The following is an 18,226-nucleotide window of genomic DNA, read 5'->3' as shown; positions in this document are numbered from 1 at the left end:
CTGCTCCCGTCGCGTCCGGCGATGGACCGGCCGATCCACCCCCCGTCGCACCGCCCTGGGCGTTGCCGGCCGAGCTCACTCATGCCTGTCCCTTGCGCTGCGGGTATTGTTCTAACCCGGTCCGACTGACCGGTCGGTCAGCTGAGTACGGGACCGGACAGTGGGCGGAGGTGTTCCGGCAGGCCGGTGAGTTGGGCGTGGTGCAGACCCATCTGTCCGGCGGTGAGCCGCTGCTGAGGCGGGATCTGCCCGAGCTGGTCGCCGCCGCCGACACCGCCGGCCTCTACACCCAGCTCGTCACCAGCGGGCTCGGACTGAGCGAGCACCGGCTGGCCGGGCTGGCGGGCGCCGGGCTGCGCAGTGTGCAGCTGTCCGTGCAGCACCCGGAACCGACGGCCGCCGAACGCATCGCCGGCGCCCGCTCGTTCGCGGCCAAGGAACGCGCGGCCCGGCTGGTCCGGGCGGCGGGCCTGCCCCTCGGTCTCAACGTCGTCCTGCACCGGGGCAACCTGGACGCCGTCGAGGATCTGATCGCACTCGCCGTGGCATGGGGCGCGGACCGGATCGAGCTGGCCAACACCCAGTACCACGGGTGGGCGGCCCGCAACCGTGCCGCCCTGCTGCCGCTCCCCGGCCAGGTCGAGCGGGCCCGGGAGACGGTCCTTCGATGGCGCCGGCGCCTGGACGAACCCGAGCTGGTCTGGGTCGCCCCGGATCTGGTGGGCGGCACGGCGAAGCCCTGCATGGGCGGCTGGGGCCGGATCTCGCTCACCGTGGCCCCCGACGGCACCGTCCTGCCCTGCCCGGCCGCGGCCACCCTGCCGGGCCTGGACCCGCCGACGGTCCGGGAGCGCGAACTCGCCTGGATCTGGCGGGAGTCGAAGGCCTTCAACGCCTACCGGGGTGAGTCCTGGATGCGCGAGCCCTGTCGGGGCTGCGCCCTGCGCACCGCCGACTTCGGCGGCTGCCGCTGCCAGGCGTACGCGCTCACCGGAGACGCCCGCAACACCGACCCGGCCTGCCGCCACGCGCCAGGCCACCGTGCCGTACCCCTCCGGCGGACCACCGCGGCCGCCGCCTACCGAGAAGGAGGACCATGAAACGCCTACGAGCCGCCCTGGTGGCTGTCGCGCTCACCACCGCCGCGGCGGCGACGCTCCCCGCCGCGGTGTCCCCGCCCGCCACCGCGGCCACCGCGACCAGGCCCGCCACCGCTCCCGACTGGTCCACCGCGGTCGTCGACTCCACCATGGCCCGCTACACCCCGAGCACCATCGGCGGCTGGTCCTACCCGGTCGGCCTCTACCTCTACGGCCAGTACCTCACCTACCGGCGCACCCACGACCCCCGCTACCTCGCGTACCTCAAGAGCTACGTCGACCGGTTCGTGAGGAGCGACGGCTCGATCGACCAGTCGTTCAACAGCCTGGACAGCATGCAGGCGGGCCGGCTCCTGGTCATCCTCCATCACGAGACCGGCCAGGACCGCTACCGCAAGGCCGCCAAGAAGATCCGCGACCGCCTGAACACCTACCCGCGCACCGGCGACGGCGGCTTCTGGCACGCGGACAACTCCAGCCGCGCGCACCAACTGTGGGCGGACGGCGTCTACATGGTGAACCCGTTCCTCGTCGAGTACGGCAAGGAGTTCGGGGACAGCGCGTACGCCGACGACGAGGCGGCGAAGCAGCTCGCCGTCTACGGCGGCCACCTCCAGGTCGCGAACGGACTACTCAAGCACGCCTACGACGAGTCGAAGAGCGTGAGTTGGGCGGATCCGGCGACCGGGCTCGCGCCCGAGCACTGGTGCCGTGCCGTCGGCTGGTACGCGATGGCGATCGTCAACGTGCTGGACGCCGTCCCGGCGGACCAGTCGCGCCGACCCCAGCTGCTCACCATCTTCCGGAAACTGGCGGCGGGGTTGGAGAAGTACCAGGATCCGGCGACCGGACGCTGGTTCCAGGTGATGGACAAGGGCGGGCGCGGCGACAACTGGACCGAGACGTCCTGCTCCAGCATGTTCACCTACGCCCTGTCCCGCGGCGTCCAGCAGCACTACCTCGACCCGCACTACGAGGATGTCGCCCGCCGCGGCTACCAGGGCGTGCTCGCCGAGCTGTCCGTCGGCGCTGACGGCCGCACCGACCTCGCCGGCATCTCCATCGGCACGAACGTCGGCGACTACGCGTACTACGTCGCCCGCACCCGGGCCACGAACGACTTCCACGGCCTCGGGGCCTTCCTGATCATGAACGAGCAACTGCGAGGTGATTCCGTGTCATGAGCACAACACTCAGAGCTGCTGTCGCGCGGCACAGGGCTGCCGCGACCGTCCTCTCGGTTCTCGCCGTCGTCCTCGGGCTCTCCCGACCCGCGGCCCTGGCATCCCCGCACACCGCGCCCCGCGCCGCCGTCTACGACGTACGTGACTACGGTGCCAAGGGCGACGGCTCGGCCAACGACACCCCGGCCATCGACAAGGCCGTGGACGCGGCCGGTTCGGCGGGCGGCGGCACCGTCCGCTTCACCGCCGGCACCTACAAGTCCAAGAACACCATCCACATGAAGAGCCATGTGACGCTCCAGCTCGACAAGGGCGCCACCCTCCAGGGCTCCAGTGCCGACAGCTACGACAAGGCCGAGTCCAACCCGAACGACGCCTACCAGGACTACGGCCACAGCCACTTCCACGACGCGATGATCTACGGCGACAAGCTCACCGACATCGGTTTCGTCGGCCAGGGCGTCATCGACGGCGCCGGCAACCTGATCACCGGCAACCCGAAGTCCGGCGAGGCCGACAAGATCATTTCGCTGACCCGGTGTGACGGACTCGGGATCGGCGACGGCCTCACCCTGCGTCGCGGCGGCCACTTCGCGGCCCTGATCAACGGCTGCACGAACGTCAGGTCCGACCACCTGACCATCGACACCGCGAGCGACCGCGACGGCTGGAACATCATCTCCACCACGAACGTCACGGTCACCGACGCGAACATCAAGGCCAACGACGACGCCCTGGTCTTCAAGAGCGACTACGCCCTGGGCGCGAAACTTCCCAACGGGCACGTCCGGGTGAGTGATTCCTCCCTGTCGGCCAAGTGCTGCAACGCCCTGATGTTCGGCTCCGAGACCTGCGGGGACTTCTCGGACTACCAGTTCGAGAACATCCGCATCGAGGGCGCGGACAAGTCCGGGCTCGGCATGGTCTCCATGGACGGCGCGAAGATCTCCGACGTCCACTACAAGGACATCACCATGACCGGAGTGCACTCCCCGATCATGGAGAAGATCGGCACCCGCAGGCGCTGCGGAAACAGCCCGGGCATCGGCTCGATCAGCGATGTGACGTACGAGAACATCACCGCCACCGGCGCCACCCCGTCCTTCAGCCCGACCCTGTGGGGCGAGAGCGGCCACCGGATCCACGGGGTGACCTTCACCGACGTCGACATCACCGTGCCCGGTGGCAACGGCACCATGTCGGCCGGTGTGCCGGGCAACGACCCCAAGGACTACAACCCCAAGGCCATCGGCACCCGGCCGGCCTACGGCTGGTACCTGCACAACGCCGACGACATCCAGTTCACCGACAGCTCCGTGAAGTTCGCGGCGGACGACGGACGACCGGCGGTCATCGCCAACGCGGCGAGCGGCATCCGCCTCACCCGCTTCACCGCGCAGAAGGGCGGCGACTCCCCGTACGACATCGGACTCCAGGACGTCACGGGCGCCTGCCTGACCGACAGCCACAACACCTCCGGCGGTGCCCTCCGCGTCTCGGGCGGCCAGGACTGCGGTACGGCCGCGAACCCGCTCGACCTGGAGAATCCCCGGCAGGACTTCCTCCGGGGCTCCGTCGGCGGCCTCTTCCTGCACTGGGGTCTGCGCACGGCCCCCGCCCACACCAGCTGCACCGCCTGGGAGAACGACGTCACCAGCGGCGGCTGGACCCCCGACTACTGGGTGAAGGAGGCCCAGAAGCTGCACACCCAGTACCTGGTCCTCGCCACCTTCCACAGCCGCCTCGGCTACGCCCGCCCCTGGCCCTCGAAGATCCCCGGCTCCTGCGCCACCAAACGGGACTTCCTCGGCGAGCTGATCACCGCCGCCAAGGCCAAGGGCATGAAGGTCATCCTCTACATGACCGACGACCCCCAGTGGCACGACGAGGGCGGCCACGAGTGGCTCGACTCGGCCGCCTACTCCGCCTACAAGGGCAAGGAGGTCGACCTCACCACCCGCGACGGCTTCGGCCAGTTCAGCTACGACAACTTCTTCGAGGTCATGGACCGCTATCCCGACCTCGGCGGCTTCTGGATCGACAACGACAACGCGTACTGGGAGAGCCACGACCTGTACGCACAGATCCAGCAGAAGCGCCCCGCGTACACGCTCAGCAACAACAACGAAGACACGCCGATCATGGACATGATCAGCAATGAGCAGAAGACCGGGATGACCCCGTCCTACGACTACCCGCAGGCGGTCTACACGGCCCAACCCCGCCTGACCGAGGCCGATTTCAAGCTGCCCTCGACGGGAGCCTGGTGGTACGACGGCTCGGACCCGACCGTCGACCGCACACTCACCCTGGGCCGGCTGGTCACCAACGCCGGCTCCTCGGTGAAGGCTCTGATGGCCGAGACCGCCCAGGTCAACGGCAGGTTCCCGGCCAACCAGGCGAGCTTCAACACCTTCGCCGACTCCTATCTCGACCCCATCTGGGAGTCCCTGCACGGCACCGAGGGCGGCGGCTACCTGTACGGCGGCCTCAAGCCCGGCTTCTGGAACGACGGGGCGCACGGCGTCACCACCATCGCCAAGGGCGACTCCGCCCGCCAGTACATCCACGTCCTGACCCCACCCTCGACCAGCACCCTGCGGATCCGCGACAACGGCTACCGCATCGCCTCCGTCACCAACCTCCGCACGGGCAAGGCAGTCTCCTGGTCGCAGTCCGGCGGTGTGCTGACCCTGACCGGGCTCGGCGACTGGGATCCGTACGACACCGTCTTCAAGGTCATGACCGCCGGCCGTCAGGGCATCCTGTCCGGAGTCAAGGTCACCGCGAGCGCCTCGGCGAGCGGTCACGCGGGCTCCGCCGCCGGTGACAGCGACTACCTCACCTACTGGGACAGCAACAAGACGCTGCCCGTGAACCTGACCTTCGACCTCGGCTCGGCCAAGAAGATCCAGTACATCGGCCTCAACCAGCGCGAGGACTCGGTCGCCTACGCTCGCTCCGGCACCGAGCAGTCGGCGCGCATCAAGGCGTACAAGGTGTTCCTCAGCGACGACGGCACGAACTGGGGGAGCGCCGTCAAGTCCGGGGAGCTGCCCAGCCGACGCGGTATCCAGGGCATCGACCTGACCGCCGCCACCGCCCGCCATGTCCGCCTGGAGGTGGACTCCACCTGGGCCGCCGCCACCGACACCACGCGCTACAAGCGGCTGCGCGTCGACGAGGCCTGGATCGGCACGGCCTACGCGACGCCCGTGAACGGAGGACGCCCGTGATCCGGATCAGAACACTGACGGCAGCGGTCGCCGGACTGCTGGTCGCCGCGGCGGTACCGCTCGTGGGCACCGCCCACCCGGCCGCCGCCTCCGACAACGGTCAGTCCGTCCGGCCCGCCATGGGCTGGAGCAGCTGGAGTTATGTGCGCCGCCAGCCCACCGAGGCCAAGATCAAGGCCCAGGCCGACGCGCTGGTCGCGAGCGGGCTGAAGGACCACGGCTTCGTCCACGTCAACCTCGACGACTTCTGGCAGAAGTGCGACTCGAACGGCTTCACCGTCGACTCGTACGGCCGCTGGGCCGTCGACACCGCCAAGTTCCCCGGCGGCATCAAGGCCGTCGCCGACTACGTCCACTCCAAGGGCCTGAAGTTCGGCTTCTACGTCACCCCTGGCATCGCCAAGAACGCCGTCACCAAGAACACCCCGATCGAGGGCACGTCGTACCACGCGAAGGACATCGCGGACACCTCGAAGAGCGAGAAGAACTACAACTGCAAGAACATGTACTACATCGACTACTCCAAGCCGGGCGCGCAGGAGTTCGTGAACTCCTGGGCGAACCAGTTCGCCTCCTGGGGAGTCGACTACCTGAAAATCGACGGGGTGGGCAGTCAGGACGTCCCGGACGTGAAGGCCTGGTCCCAGGCGCTGCGCGGCACCGGAAGGCCCATCACCTTCGGGCTCTCCAACAACCTTCCGATCGCCGACGCCCCGACCTGGCGGCAGCTCGCGAACAGCTGGCGCACCCAGGGCGACGTCGAGTGCTACTGCGGTCCCGGCGACCACGGCAGCGGCTATCCGCTCACCGACTGGTCGCATGTCTCCGCCCGCTTCGACACGGCCGCGAACTGGCAGCCGTACGCCGGTCCCGGCGGCTGGAACGACCTGGACTCCCTGGAGATCGGCAACGGCGACCAGGCCGGCCTCACCGCCGACCAGCGGCGCTCCCACTTCACCCTGTGGGCGATGGCCGCGGCCCCGCTGCTCCTCGGCACCGACCTGACCCGTCTCGACACCGTCGACAAGGCCATGCTCACCAACGACCGGCTCATCGGCGTCGACCAGGACGGGGTCGCCGCGAAGCGGATCGTGAACAGCGGGGTCAAACAGGTGTGGAGCAAGAAGGAGAGCGACGGCCAGTACGTCGTCGCCCTCTTCAACACCGGCACCTCCGGCAGCTCCACGGTCTCGGTGAACTGGACCCAGGTCGGCTTCTCCGGCTCCGGCGACGTCACCGACCTGTGGTCCGGCTCCCACAAGGGCGTGACGGCCGGCTCCTACAGCGCCGACCTGCGGCCGGGCGAGACCCGTCTGATCCGCGTCAGACCGGTCGACTCGCTCAAGGCGGCGGCTGCACCGGGCTTCGCCGTCGCCCCCTACGAATACCTCGGCTGGGGCAGCCCGCAGAATCCCGCGTCGGTGATGTCGGCGACCGGCGTCAAGTGGTTCACCCTTGCCTTCGTCCTCTCCGACGGCACCTGCAACCCCAAGTGGGACGGCTCGCGCCCGCTCACCGGCGGCGACGACCAGGCGAAGATCAACGCGATCCGGGCGGCCGGCGGAGACGTCGTCGTCTCCGTCGGCGGCTGGAGCGGGAACAAGCTCGGCGAGAAGTGTTCCAGTGCGAGCGCACTCGCCGGCGCCTACCAAAAGGTCATCAACGCCTACCGGTTGAAGGCCCTCGACATCGACATCGAGAACACCGAGTGGTCCAACCCGACCGTACGGCAGCGGGTGGTGGACGCGCTGAAGACGGTCAAGGCGAACAACCCCGGTCTCAGGACCGTCATCACCTTCGGCACCACGACCGGCGGCCCCGACTCCACCGGCGTCGACATGATCAAGCGGGCCGCGAACTCCGGTCTGTCGAACGACGTCTGGTGCATCATGCCGTTCGACTTCGGCGGGGGCGCCACGAACATGGGCACCCTCACCACCCAGGCCATGGAAGGTCTCAAGGCCCGGGTCAAGTCCGCCTACGGCTACAGCGACGCCACCGCCTACGCCCACATCGGCCTGTCCTCGATGAACGGCACGACCGACGACTCCGGGGAACGGGTCCGCGTCGCCGACTTCAGGACCATGCTCGGCTACGCCCAGCAGCACCACATCGGCCGCCTCACCTACTGGTCCGTCAACCGCGACCGGGCCTGTGGCTCCGGCACCGACGGGGACTCCTGCAGCGGTGTCTCGCAGCAGCCGTACGACTACCTCAAGGTCTTCGCCCAGTACACGGGCTGAGAGGGAGCAACCTCCATGAACCTCAAGAGAGTTCTGCCCTACGGGCTGGCCGCGGTGCTCGCGCTGCCGCTGGCCGGGCTGAGCCAGGGCACCGCCCTCGCGGCCACCGACTACCAGGCCGAGAGTGCGACGATCTCCCAGGGCACGGTCGCCACCAACCACACCGGCTACACAGGCACCGGCTTCGTCGACTACACCAACATCAAGGGCTCGTCCGTGGAGTTCACGGTGAGCGCGACCGCCGCGGGCACCTCGGCGCTCACCTTCCGCTTCGCCAACGGCACCGCCGTCGACCGGCCGATGGACATCTCCGTGGGCGGCACGGTCGTCGCGTCCGGCGTCTCCTTCCCGGCCACCGCCGACTGGAACACGTGGACCACGAAGACCGTCGACGTCCCCCTGGCGGCGGGCTCCAACAAGATCCGCGCCACCGCGACCACCGCCAACGGCGGTCCCAACCTCGACAAGGTCAGCCTCGACACGGCCGCCGACACCCAGGCCCCCACCAGGCCCGGCCAGCCGTCCTGCTCCGACATCGGCGAGGACGGGCTGACCCTCGGCTGGGGCGCGGCCACCGACAACGTGGGTGTGACGGCGTACGACCTCTACGAGCACGGCAACAAGATCGGTGAGGCGCCCGGGAGTTCGTCCTCCAAGGCGCTCACCGGCCTCACCCCGGACACCACCTACGACCTCACCGTCATCGCCCGCGACGCGGCCGGCAACACCTCACCGGCCAGCCCGGTCGTCGACTGCACCACCGAACCGAGCTCCGACACCACACCGCCCACCAAACCCGGCACCCTGTCCGCGGCCGGCATCACGGCGAACACCGTCGACCTCTCCTGGGGCGCGTCCACCGACGACCGGGCGGTGACCGCGTACGACATCCGCAGCGGGTCGACGGTCTACCGGACGGTCACCGGCGCCACCACCAGTACCCTCACGGGCCTCGCCTGCGACAGCCCGTACACCCTGGACGTCGTTGCCCGGGACGCGGCCGGCAACGTCTCCGAGCCGAGCAACAGCGTCACCTTCACCACCAAGGCCTGCGCCACCGACGGTGGCGTCCCCTCCTCCGTCGCCACCCTCTCCTCCGGCTGGACGATCCCCTGGGGCACCTACTGGATGCCCGACGGCAAGACCGCCCTGGTCACGGAGCGGGACGACTTCCGGGTCTGGAAGGTGACCGAGGACGGTACGAGGACCCAGGTCGGGACCGTCCCGAACGCCGTCACCACCAACGGGGAGGGCGGGCTGCTCGGGGTCGCGGTCGACCCCAAGTGGGTGACGAACCACTACGTCTACTTCATGCACACCGCGTCCGAGGGCAACCGGGTCGTGCGCATGACCTACGACGGCAGCAAGCTCAGCGACTACAAGGTGCTGCTCCAGGGCATCAAGAAGAACCGCTACCACAACGGCGGACGGCTCCTCTTCGGCCCCGACGGCTATCTCTACGTCTCCACCGGTGAGGCCCAGACACCCGACCTCGCCCAGGACAAGAACTCCCTGAACGGAAAGATCCTGCGGATGACGACGGACGGAAAGGCGGCCCCGGGCAACCCGTTCGGGAACTACGTCTACAGCCTTGGCCACCGCAACCCGCAGGGCCTCGCCTTCGACCGCAACGGGCGGCTGTGGGAGGCCGAGTTCGGCAACAGTTCCAAGGACGAGCTGAACCTGATCAAGCCGGGCGCCAACTACGGCTGGCCGACCTGCGAGGGCACCTGCTCGGTCGCGGGAATGACCAACCCGAAGGCCACCTGGAACGTGTCAGAGGCCTCGCCGAGCGGTATCGCCATTGTCCGCAACGTCGTCTACATGGCGTCCCTGCGCGGCGAACGGCTGTGGCGCATCCCGATCAACGGCAACGCCGAGAGCGTCGGCACGCCGACGGCGTACTACGTGGGCACCTACGGTCGCCTGCGGACCGTGACCAAGGTGCCGGGCGCCGACCAGCTGTGGCTGTCCACCACCAACTGCGACAACAACGGCAACGAGCCCGACGGATCCGACAAGGTCTTCCGGATCGACATCAAGTGACGGGCTGACGGGTCGTCAGGCCCGGTAGAGGGCCTCGACCTCGTTGGCGTAGGCGTTCTCGATCGCCTTGCGCTTCAGCTTCAACGACGGGGTCAGCAAGCCGTGTTCCTCGGTGAACGGCTGGGCGAGGATACGGAAGGTACGGATCGACTCGGCCTGTGAGACCAGGGTGTTGGCGGCCACCACCGCGCGCCGCACCTCGGTCTCCAGGTCGGCGTCGCGCACCAACTGGGCCTCGGACATCCGGGGCTTGCCGCGCATCTGCAGCCAGTGCTCGACGGACTCGGTGTCCAGCGTGACCAGGGCCGCGATGTAGGGGCGGTCGTTGCCGACGACGATGCACTGGTTGACCAGCGGATGGTCGCGCACCCGCTCCTCCAGGACACCGGGGGAGACGCTCTTGCCGCCGGAGGTCACCAGGATCTCCTTCTTGCGGCCGGTGATGGTGAGATAGCCGTCCTCGTCCAGGGAGCCCAGGTCGCCGGTGGCCAGCCAGCCGTCGTGCAGGCAGGCGTCGGTGGCCTTCTGGTTGTTGAGGTAGCCCTGGAAGACGTTGCCGCCGTGCAGCCAGACCTCGCCGTCGTCCGCGATGTGCACGGTGGTGCCCGGGACGGCCTGGCCGACCGTGCCGTAGCGGGTGTGCTCGGGCGGGTTGGCGGTGGCGGCCGCCGTCGACTCGGTCAGGCCGTAGCCCTCGTAGATCTGCACGCCCGCGCCGGCGAAGAACAGGCCGAGCCTGCGGTCCATGGCCGAGCCGCCGGACATGGCGTTGCGGATCCGGCCGCCCATCGCCGCCCGCACCTTGGAGTAGACGAGCTTGTCGAAGAGCTGGTGCTGCACGCGCAGCGACGCCGACGGGCCGGCCCCGGTGCCCCACGCCTTCGCCTCGACGGCGTCCGCGTACTTCACCGCGATCTCCACCGCCTTCTCGAACGGGCCGCCCTTGCCCTCCTTCTCCGCCTTCCGCCGGGCCGCGTTGAACACCTTCTCGAAGATGTACGGCACCGCCAGGATGAACGTCGGCCGGAAGGCGGCCAGATCGGGCAGCAGCGCGGCCGCGTTCAGCTGCGGCTGGTGGCCGAAGCGCACGCCGTGCCGGACCGCGGCGACCTCCACCATGCGGCCGAAGACGTGCGCGAGCGGCAGGAAGAGCAGGGTGGAGACCTCCTCGCCCTTCTTCGCGCGGAACACCGACTCCCAGCGGCCGACGACCGCGTCCGCCTCGTACATGAAGTTCCCGTGCGACAGCACACAGCCCTTCGGGCGGCCGGTGGTGCCCGAGGTGTAGATGATCGTGGCGACCGACTCCGGGGTGACCGCCTGCCGGTGCCGGTGCACGACCTCGTCCTCCAGGTGCGCGCCCGCGTCGTACAGCTCCTGCACCGCGCCGGAGTCCAGCTGCCACAGCTGGCGCAGCTGCGGCAGCCGGTCGATGACGGTGGCGATCGTCATCGCGTGGTCCTCGTGCTCCACGATCGCGGCCGTGCACTCGGCGTCGTACAGCATCCAGAAGCACTGTTCGGCCGACGACGTGGGATAGACCGGCACCACCTGGGCACCGATCGTCCACAGGGCGAAGTCGAACAGCGTCCACTCGTAACGCGTGCGGGACATGATCGCGACCCGGTCGCCGAACCGGATGCCACGAGCCAGCAGCCCCTTGGCGAGGGCCAGGACCTCGTCGCGGAACTCGGCGGAGGTCACCTCACGCCACTGGCCGAGGTCGTCCTTGCGGCCCAGGGCGATGTGCAGCGGGTCCGCCAGGGCATGCTCGAACACGCAGTCGGCCAGACCGCCGACCGGCGGTGCCGACGCCAACGGCGGGTTGGTGAACTCGCGCAAACCCCGCTCCCGCTTCTCGCTCCCCAGTCACGCTCCGCACAGCGCCGTGAAAGCTACCCCACCGGCAGACCGTTCGGGAGGGGGTGCGAAAACGAGCATTGCTCTCGTATGTGCCCGTCAGGGCCCGGAAAATACCCTCACATGGGGAAGGGTCGGACAGAATCCTTACGGTTGAGTAAGTTCCGCCTCCGTAATCTCCACTGAATCTGTACGACCCGATTACCGCCCCCGGCCGGTTACCGGCCGGTCAGGCAGCCGGCAGTGCCGTCTCCTCCGAGGACTGCGCCGTCGGCGCCGTTTTCGTCACCGGGCCGTCCGTGCGCGGGGCCCGTACCAGCGCCAGGACCAGGGCGCCCGCCACCACCGAGGCGCCGCCCAGCACCAGCAGGGCGCCGTTCAGCCCGGAGGCGAAGGCCGTACGCAGGGTGTGCTCGGCGAAGGTGCCGCGCAGCGCTCCGGCGCCGCCGCCCGCCAGCCTGTGTGCCGCGTCGTGCGGCAGCGTGCCGGTCATCCGGGAGGTCACCACGGTCCCGGAGACGGCCACTCCGAGCGCGTACCCCAACTGCCGGACCGTGTTCACCGCACCGCCCGCCATCCCGGCCCGCTCCGCGGGCACCGCGGCCAGCGCCGCGCCCGCGACCGTCGGCGACACGAGCCCGGTGCCGACCCCCACCAGCACGAACCCCGGTATCAGCGCGGTCCAGGAGGAGCCCGCGCCCAGCACCGCCTGGCAGAGGTCGCCCGCGCCGATCAGCAGCAGCCCGCCGCCGACCGTCAGCCGGGCCGGCGCCCCGTGCAGCAGCCGTCCCACCAGCACCGCGACCACCATCGCCGCCACCGTCATCGGCAGCAGGGTCAGCCCGCTCCGCACCGGGGTCATCCCGAGCAGCGTCTGCATCCAGATCGACACGTACGGCAGCGCCCCGAACGCGACCCCGCTGAAGGCGAACGCCCCCACCATGACTCCGGTGAACGACCGCCCGCGCAGCAGCGACAGCTCGAGCAGCGGATGCGCGGCCCGCCGTTCCACCAGCACGAACACCAGCAGCCCCAGGGCCGCCGCGGCGAACGCGCCGAGCGCCGCCGACGCCGTCCAGCCGTCCTCCCCGGCCCGTACGACCCCGTAGGTCACGCCACCGGCGAACAGCGCGAACGCGACCGTGCCCGCCCAGTCCACGCGCATCCCGCGCGGCCCCCGAGACTCCGGTACGACCCGTAGCGTCAGCCACACCGCGACCACACTGACCGGCAGGTTCACCAGGAAGATCCACCGCCAGCCGGGCCCCGCCGTCAGCAGTCCGCCGACCACAGGACCGACCGCCGCGGCCCCGCCGCTCACCGCACCCCACACGCCGAGCGCCGCCGACCGCTGCCGCCCCTGGTAGACCGAGCCGAGCAGCGGCAGTGTCGTCGCGAACATCGCGGCCGCGCCCACCCCCTGCACGGCCCGCGCCGCCACCAGCGTCCCCGGCCCCGGCGCCAGCCCGCACAGCAGGCTCGCCGCGGCGAACAGCACGACACCGGCCACGTGCACCCGGCGCCGGCCGAGGATGTCGGCCGCCGCCCCCGCCCCCAGCAGCAGCGCGGCGAGCGCCAGGGCGTACCCGTCCACCACCCACTGCAGGTCGCTCAGCGACGCGTGCAGTGCCGCCGCCATGTCCGGCAGCGCCACCACCACGATCGTCACGTCGAGCAACAACATGAACGTTCCCAGACACACCGCGATCAGCGGCCCCCACCTGCGCATCTCTTCACTCCTCGGCCGAACGGCTTGCTGTCACTCCGTACCATGGGGCCGGTCCGGCCGATCGGGGCGGGGGAACCGGGATGTTCGGCGGAATCCGATGGGAGAGACCGTGCTGGCACTGGAATCCGACACGTTCGACGAACTGGACCTGCGACTGCTCAGCGCGCTGGAGGTCGACGGCCGGGCCTCCTTCAGCCGGATCGGGGCGGTGCTCGGCGTCTCCGACCAGACGATCGCCCGCCGCTACCGCAGACTGTGTGCCGAGGCCGGGCTGCGGGTGGTCGCGGTCCGGGACGCCGAACGGCTCGGCCAGGACCAGTGGATGCTCCGGCTGCGCTGCGCGCCCGACGGCGCCACCGTCATCGCCGAGGCCCTCGCCAAGCGCCCCGACACCGCCTGGATCGGGCTGGCCTCCGGCGGCACCGAGATCGCCTGTATGACCCGGCCGCGCCACCCCGGCGACCACGACGACCTGCTGCTCGGCAAACTTCCACGAACCCCCAGCGTGGTGGAGATCCGCGCCCAGCAGCTCCTGCACCGGTTCTACGGCGGGCCGTCCGGGTGGGTGCGGAAGTTCAGGGCGCTCACGGACGACCAGGTGGCCGCGTTGCGCCCGGCGGAGCCGGAGGCCGACGGGCCGGTGCGGCTGGACCCCGAGGACGCTCCGCTGCTCGCCGCGCTGGAGCGGGACGGGCGCGCGACCTACCCGGAGTTGCAGCGGGCAACGGGCCGGTCCGAGTCTTCGGTGAAGCGCCGGCTGGCCGCGCTGCTCGCCTCCGGAGCGGTGTACATCGACGTCGAGTACCGGTGCGAGGTTCTGGGATTCTCGAAGTCCGCGGTGCTGTGGATCACCACCACGCCGGCCGCGATGCACTCCGTGGGGGTGGCGCTGGCGGGGCATGACGAGGTGGCGTTCGCCGCGGCCACCGCCGGGCCGTCGCATGTCGTCGTGACGGCGGTGCTGCGCGACACGGCGCACCTGTACGCGTACCTGAGCGGGCCGGTGGGGCGGCTGGAGGGGGTCCAGCATGTGGAGTCCATGCCGTTCTTGCGGAGTGTGAAGCAGCTGACGTATCAGGGCTTGTGGTGAGTCCGCGGGGCGGTGGGGTCTGGCCGCGCCCACGCGGCGGTAGCCGCACATCCGAGGAGCGGTGGGGTCTGGCCGCGCCCACGCCACGCGGCGCTATCCGCACATCCGACTCAGCCCCGCGCCCTCGCCGGGCGCAACCGCTCGCCTCCTTTCAGGATCGCGGCTGCCAGCGCATCCGCCGCTGCCTGTGCCGGTGTGCGTCTCGGGCCGTGTACGACGACGAAGTCGACCTTGCCCAGTTCCGGTAGGCCCGTCCGGTCCGGGACGCGGAACAGGCCCGGCGGGATCAGGCCCTTCGAGTGGGCCATCACGCCCAGGCCCGCCCGGGCCGCCGCGATCAGCCCGTTGAGGCTGCCGCTGGTGCACACGATGCGCCATTCGCGGCCCTGGCGTTCCAGCGCCTCCAGGGCCAGGGCGCGGGTGATGCCCGGCGGGGGATAGACGATCAGCGGGACCGGGCGGTCGGGGTCCAGACGGAGCCGCTCCGCGCCGATCCACACCAGGTCGTCGTGCCAGACCAGCTCGCCCAGCGGATCCTCCGCGCGCCGCTTCGCAAGCACCAGGTCCAGCTTCCCGGCGGCCAGCTGCTCGTGCAGGGTGCCCGACAGCTCCACGGTCAGCTCCAGGTCGACCTCGGGATGGTCGTAGCGGAAGCCCTCCAGGATCTCCGGCAGCCGGGTGACGACGAAGTCCTCCGACGCGCCGAACCGGAGCCGGCCCCGCACCCTGGTCCCGGTGAAGAAGGCCGCCGCCTGCTCGTGCACCTCCAGGATCCGGCGGGCGAAGCCGAGCATCGCCTCGCCGTCCTCGGTCAGTTCCACCGAGTGGGTGTCCCGGGAGAACAGCTGGCGCCCGGCCGCGTCCTCCAGCCGGCGCACGTGCTGGCTGACGGTCGACTGGCGCAGTCCCAGGCGGCGGGCCGCCTGGGTGAAGCTGAGGGTCTGGGCCACCGCGAGGAAGGTCCGCAGCTGCGAAGGGTCATACACTCGAACATGTTATCGCGGAACGCGATAGCAGTCAGAGCGGTATGCCGGATTCCCGATCACCTCCCGGAGGAGGACGATGGGGAGGGGCCTTCCGGCCACCGGGAGAGCCCCCGGCGAGAGCCCGGCGTACGCGCCGGCCCGACAGCATGGACCGACCGCAAGTGGAGCACCGTGAAACGCCTCAGCTGGCCCAGTTGGATGCCGATCGACCCGTACGTCCTGCTGTTGCTCGGGACGGTATGCATCGCCGCGCTCCTCCCGGCCCGGGGCACCGCCGCCGACGTGGCCTCCGGCGCCTCCACGGCCGCGATCGCCTTCCTCTTCTTCCTGTACGGCGTCCGCCTGTCCACCCGCGAGGCCGTCGACGGACTACGCCACTGGCGGCTCCATGTCACGGTCCTGGTCTGCACCTTCGTGGTCTTCCCGGCGCTCGGCCTGGCCGCCCGCGGCCTGGTGCCCGTGCTGCTCACCCATCCGCTCTACCAAGGGTTCCTCTTTCTCACCCTGGTGCCCTCGACCATCCAGTCGTCGATCGCCTTCACCTCGATCGCCCGGGGCAACGTGCCGGCCGCGATCTGCGCCGGTTCCTTCTCCTCGCTGATCGGCATCGTCCTCACCCCGTTGCTCGCCGCCGCGCTGCTCGGCAGCAGCGGGGGCGGCTTCTCGGCCGACTCGATCGTCAAGATCGTCCTCCAACTGCTGGTGCCGTTCGTCGCCGGACAGCTGCTGCGCCGGTGGATCGGGGAGTTCATCGCCCGGCACAAGAAGATCCTCGGCGTGGTCGACCGCGGCTCGATCCTGCTGGTCGTCTACACCGCGTTCAGCGAGGGCATGGTCCGGGGCATATGGCACCAGGTCAGCGCCGTCCGGCTGGCCGGGCTGCTCGCCGTCGAGGCCGTGCTGCTCGCCGTGATGCTCCTCCTGACCTGGTACGGCGCCAAGGCGCTCGGCTTCGGCCGCGGCGACCGCATCGCCATCCAGTTCGCCGGATCGAAGAAGTCCCTCGCCTCCGGGCTGCCCATGGCCAGCGTCCTGTTCGGCGCCCATGCCTCGTTGGCCGTGCTGCCGCTGATGCTCTTCCACCAGATGCAGCTCATGGTGTGCGCGGTCATCGCCAAGCGCCGCGCCCACGACCCGGAGGCCCAGGAGTCTCAGGAGTCCCAGGACGAGGACGCCGTGCCCCCGGCCGCCCCCGCGGCGGAGTCACGGTCGGCCGTCGGCACCGGGACCTCCGGCCGCTGAGCCGCCGGCGAGGGGCGCGGCCTCTGCGAGGTCGGCCCGGGACCCGATCGCCGGTGTCGTCGGCTGCCGAACGCGACCAGTTCACGGGCCTGTTGATCCGGATTTCCGGTACGGACGGCTGATGACGGCTAACGTTCCGTCATGACCGCACCCCTGGCGCTCGACCCGGCGCGCACCGCTCTCGTCCTCGTCGACCTGATGGACCGCATCGTCGCGTTGCCCCTGGAGCCCCGCAAGGGCACCGAAGTCCTGCACACCGCCGAGCAGCTGGCCCACTCCTTCCGCGCGGCCGGCGCACCCGTGGTACTGCTCCGCGTGGAACGGCCCGCGCTCGCCGAGCAGCCGCCGGGCAGCGGGCTGGTGGCCGGACTCCGCAGAGAAGGGGACGTGGAGATCGTCAAGCGCACGATCGGCGGCTTCCAGGGCACGGAACTCGACGCCCGGCTGCGCCGGCTCGGCGTCACCCGTCTGGTGTTCGGCGGCATCGCCACCAACCTGGGCGTCGAATCCACCGCCCGCGCCGCCGCCGACCTCGGCTACGACCTCGTCTTCGTGTCGGACGCCATGGCCGCCTTCACCGCCGCCGAGCACGAGGCGTCCGTCCGGCTCGACTTCCCGCGCCTGGGCACGGTCGTGACCGCCGCCGACGTACGCCTCACCCCCGCCTGACCGCTCAGACCAGCGACCCGCCGCCGTCCACGACCACCACCGACCCGGTGCTGTACCCCCCACGCATCAGGTACAGGTACGCCTCCGCCACATCCGCCGGCTCGCCGACCCGCCCCACCGGCAGCGAATCGGCGGACGACCGGAACAGACCGTCCCGGTCCGCCTCCGGCAGCTCCCGCCACAGCTCGGTGCGCACCACTCCCGGCGAGACCACGTTGAACCGCACCGGCGCCAGCTCCACGGCCAGCGCCCGGGTCAGCGACTCCATCGCCCCGCACAGCGCCGACGCGACGCTCGAACCAGGCATCGGCCGCTGTCCCGCCGTACCCGTGGTCAGCACCACCGAACCGCCCGGGCGGATCGTTGCGACGCCGTACTTGACCGCCGTGTACGCGCCGAACAGCCGGGTGTCCAGGAAACGCCGGGCCGCCTCGACACTCGTTTCGGCCACGGTCTCCAGCAGCAGCGACTCACCCGCCGTGAAGACCAGGTGGTCGTATCCGCCGAGCCGCGCGAAGAAGCCGCGCACCGCCTCCTCGTCGGTGGCGTCCAGCACCTGGCCCTCGGCGTCCTCGGGCAGCACCTTCAGCGCCGCGTCCACGCTCTCCTGCCGGCGCGAGGCGACGACCACCCGCGCGCCCTCCCGCGCCGCGCCCTCCGCGACCGCGAGCCCGATGCCCGACGTACCTCCGATGACGACGACACGCTGTCCCTGCAGACCCATGGCCGGCTCCTCTCCGAGCTGCTGTTCCGTCCCGTTCGGACGCTTCCAGCCTGCGGCCCGGCGGCGTCCGCCGTCCAAGACCTCTTCCGGCGGTGGCGATACCCTGAAGGCATCGCC

General features: G+C 70.4%; 11 protein-coding genes and 1 pseudogene. 8 read left to right on the top strand and 4 right to left on the bottom strand.

The features are described 5' to 3' along the window. Positions 1–47 precede the first annotated feature (47 nt). The 5 genes and pseudogenes from pqqE to ABZ642_RS00495 all read left to right on the top strand — a co-directional run. Positions 48–1,100 (top strand): annotated as a pseudogene (gene pqqE, locus ABZ642_RS00515) (pyrroloquinoline quinone biosynthesis protein PqqE); the annotation flags it as partial. Beyond that, positions 1,097–2,284 (top strand): glycoside hydrolase family 88 protein, encoded by a 1,188-nt coding sequence (locus ABZ642_RS00510; RefSeq protein ID WP_360474707.1) that lies wholly within the window; start codon positions 1,097–1,099, stop codon positions 2,282–2,284. The pseudogene pqqE and the gene ABZ642_RS00510, both read left to right, overlap by 4 nt. After that, positions 2,281–5,520 (top strand): glycosyl hydrolase family 28 protein, encoded by a 3,240-nt coding sequence (locus ABZ642_RS00505; protein WP_360474704.1) that lies wholly within the window; start codon positions 2,281–2,283, stop codon positions 5,518–5,520. Before ABZ642_RS00510 ends, ABZ642_RS00505 begins: the two co-directional genes overlap by 4 nt. Continuing rightward, the gene (locus ABZ642_RS00500) at positions 5,517–7,763 is read left to right on the top strand and encodes an alpha-galactosidase (protein ID WP_360474701.1); all 2,247 of its coding nucleotides are present in this window, start codon (positions 5,517–5,519) and stop codon (positions 7,761–7,763) included. The genes ABZ642_RS00505 and ABZ642_RS00500 overlap by 4 nt, the downstream gene beginning before the upstream one ends. Positions 7,764–7,778: 15 nt before the next feature. Continuing rightward, positions 7,779–9,809: a PQQ-dependent sugar dehydrogenase gene (locus tag ABZ642_RS00495; protein WP_360474698.1), complete on the top strand. Its 2,031-nt coding sequence runs from the start codon at positions 7,779–7,781 to the stop codon at positions 9,807–9,809. A gap of 15 nt (positions 9,810–9,824) precedes the next feature. On the opposite strand, the gene ABZ642_RS00490 is transcribed toward ABZ642_RS00495, so the two are convergent. Both ABZ642_RS00490 and ABZ642_RS00485 read right to left on the bottom strand, forming a co-directional pair. After that, positions 9,825–11,651 (bottom strand): long-chain fatty acid--CoA ligase, encoded by a 1,827-nt coding sequence (locus tag ABZ642_RS00490; RefSeq protein WP_360474695.1) that lies wholly within the window; start codon positions 11,649–11,651, stop codon positions 9,825–9,827. 247 nt (positions 11,652–11,898) lie between these two features. Then, positions 11,899–13,398 carry an MFS transporter gene (locus ABZ642_RS00485; RefSeq protein ID WP_360474692.1) on the bottom strand — a complete coding sequence of 500 codons (1,500 nt, stop codon included), beginning with the start codon at positions 13,396–13,398 and terminating at the stop codon, positions 11,899–11,901. A 97-nt stretch (positions 13,399–13,495) separates the two neighbouring features. Here ABZ642_RS00485 and ABZ642_RS00480 point away from each other — a divergent pair, with 97 nt between their 5' ends. Further along, a complete protein-coding gene (locus ABZ642_RS00480) occupies positions 13,496–14,488 on the top strand; it encodes an AsnC family transcriptional regulator (RefSeq protein WP_360474689.1) in 993 nt (330 codons plus the stop codon). A gap of 110 nt (positions 14,489–14,598) precedes the next feature. Here the strand turns inward: ABZ642_RS00480 and ABZ642_RS00475 are convergent, their stop codons facing one another. Continuing rightward, positions 14,599–15,474 carry a LysR substrate-binding domain-containing protein gene (locus ABZ642_RS00475; RefSeq protein ID WP_360474686.1) on the bottom strand — a complete coding sequence of 292 codons (876 nt, stop codon included), beginning with the start codon at positions 15,472–15,474 and terminating at the stop codon, positions 14,599–14,601. A gap of 171 nt (positions 15,475–15,645) precedes the next feature. Between ABZ642_RS00475 and ABZ642_RS00470 the strand changes: the two genes are divergently transcribed. Next, positions 15,646–16,716: a bile acid:sodium symporter family protein gene (locus ABZ642_RS00470; protein WP_360474683.1), complete on the top strand. Its 1,071-nt coding sequence runs from the start codon at positions 15,646–15,648 to the stop codon at positions 16,714–16,716. Positions 16,717–16,857: 141 nt separating this feature from the next. Beyond that, positions 16,858–17,385: an isochorismatase family protein gene (locus ABZ642_RS00465; protein ID WP_360474680.1), complete on the top strand. Its 528-nt coding sequence runs from the start codon at positions 16,858–16,860 to the stop codon at positions 17,383–17,385. Positions 17,386–17,389: 4 nt separating this feature from the next. Here the strand turns inward: ABZ642_RS00465 and ABZ642_RS00460 are convergent, their stop codons facing one another. Continuing rightward, positions 17,390–18,109: an SDR family oxidoreductase gene (locus ABZ642_RS00460; protein WP_360474677.1), complete on the bottom strand. Its 720-nt coding sequence runs from the start codon at positions 18,107–18,109 to the stop codon at positions 17,390–17,392. Between the last annotated feature and the right edge of the window lie 117 nt (positions 18,110–18,226).

The sequence above is a fragment of the Streptomyces sp. NPDC007157 genome (assembly GCF_040634235.1).
In the GTDB taxonomy this organism is placed as follows: Bacteria; Actinomycetota; Actinomycetes; order Streptomycetales; family Streptomycetaceae; genus Streptomyces.
Note: the sequence above shows the minus strand (reverse complement) of the source record. Positions and strands in the feature narration are given on the sequence as shown.

Excerpts from the sequence above, each read along its gene's own strand:
- ABZ642_RS00510 (WP_360474707.1), top strand. The coding sequence starts at position 1,097 with ATGAAACGCCTACGAGCCGCCCTGGTGGCTGTCGCGCTCACCACCGCC.
- ABZ642_RS00505 (WP_360474704.1), top strand. The coding sequence starts at position 2,281 with ATGAGCACAACACTCAGAGCTGCTGTCGCGCGGCACAGGGCTGCCGCG.
- ABZ642_RS00495 (WP_360474698.1), top strand. The coding sequence starts at position 7,779 with ATGAACCTCAAGAGAGTTCTGCCCTACGGGCTGGCCGCGGTGCTCGCG.
- ABZ642_RS00485 (WP_360474692.1), bottom strand. The coding sequence starts at position 13,398 with ATGCGCAGGTGGGGGCCGCTGATCGCGGTGTGTCTGGGAACGTTCATG.
- ABZ642_RS00480 (WP_360474689.1), top strand. The coding sequence starts at position 13,496 with ATGGGAGAGACCGTGCTGGCACTGGAATCCGACACGTTCGACGAACTG.
- ABZ642_RS00465 (WP_360474680.1), top strand. The coding sequence starts at position 16,858 with ATGACCGCACCCCTGGCGCTCGACCCGGCGCGCACCGCTCTCGTCCTC.
- ABZ642_RS00460 (WP_360474677.1), bottom strand. The coding sequence starts at position 18,109 with ATGGGTCTGCAGGGACAGCGTGTCGTCGTCATCGGAGGTACGTCGGGC.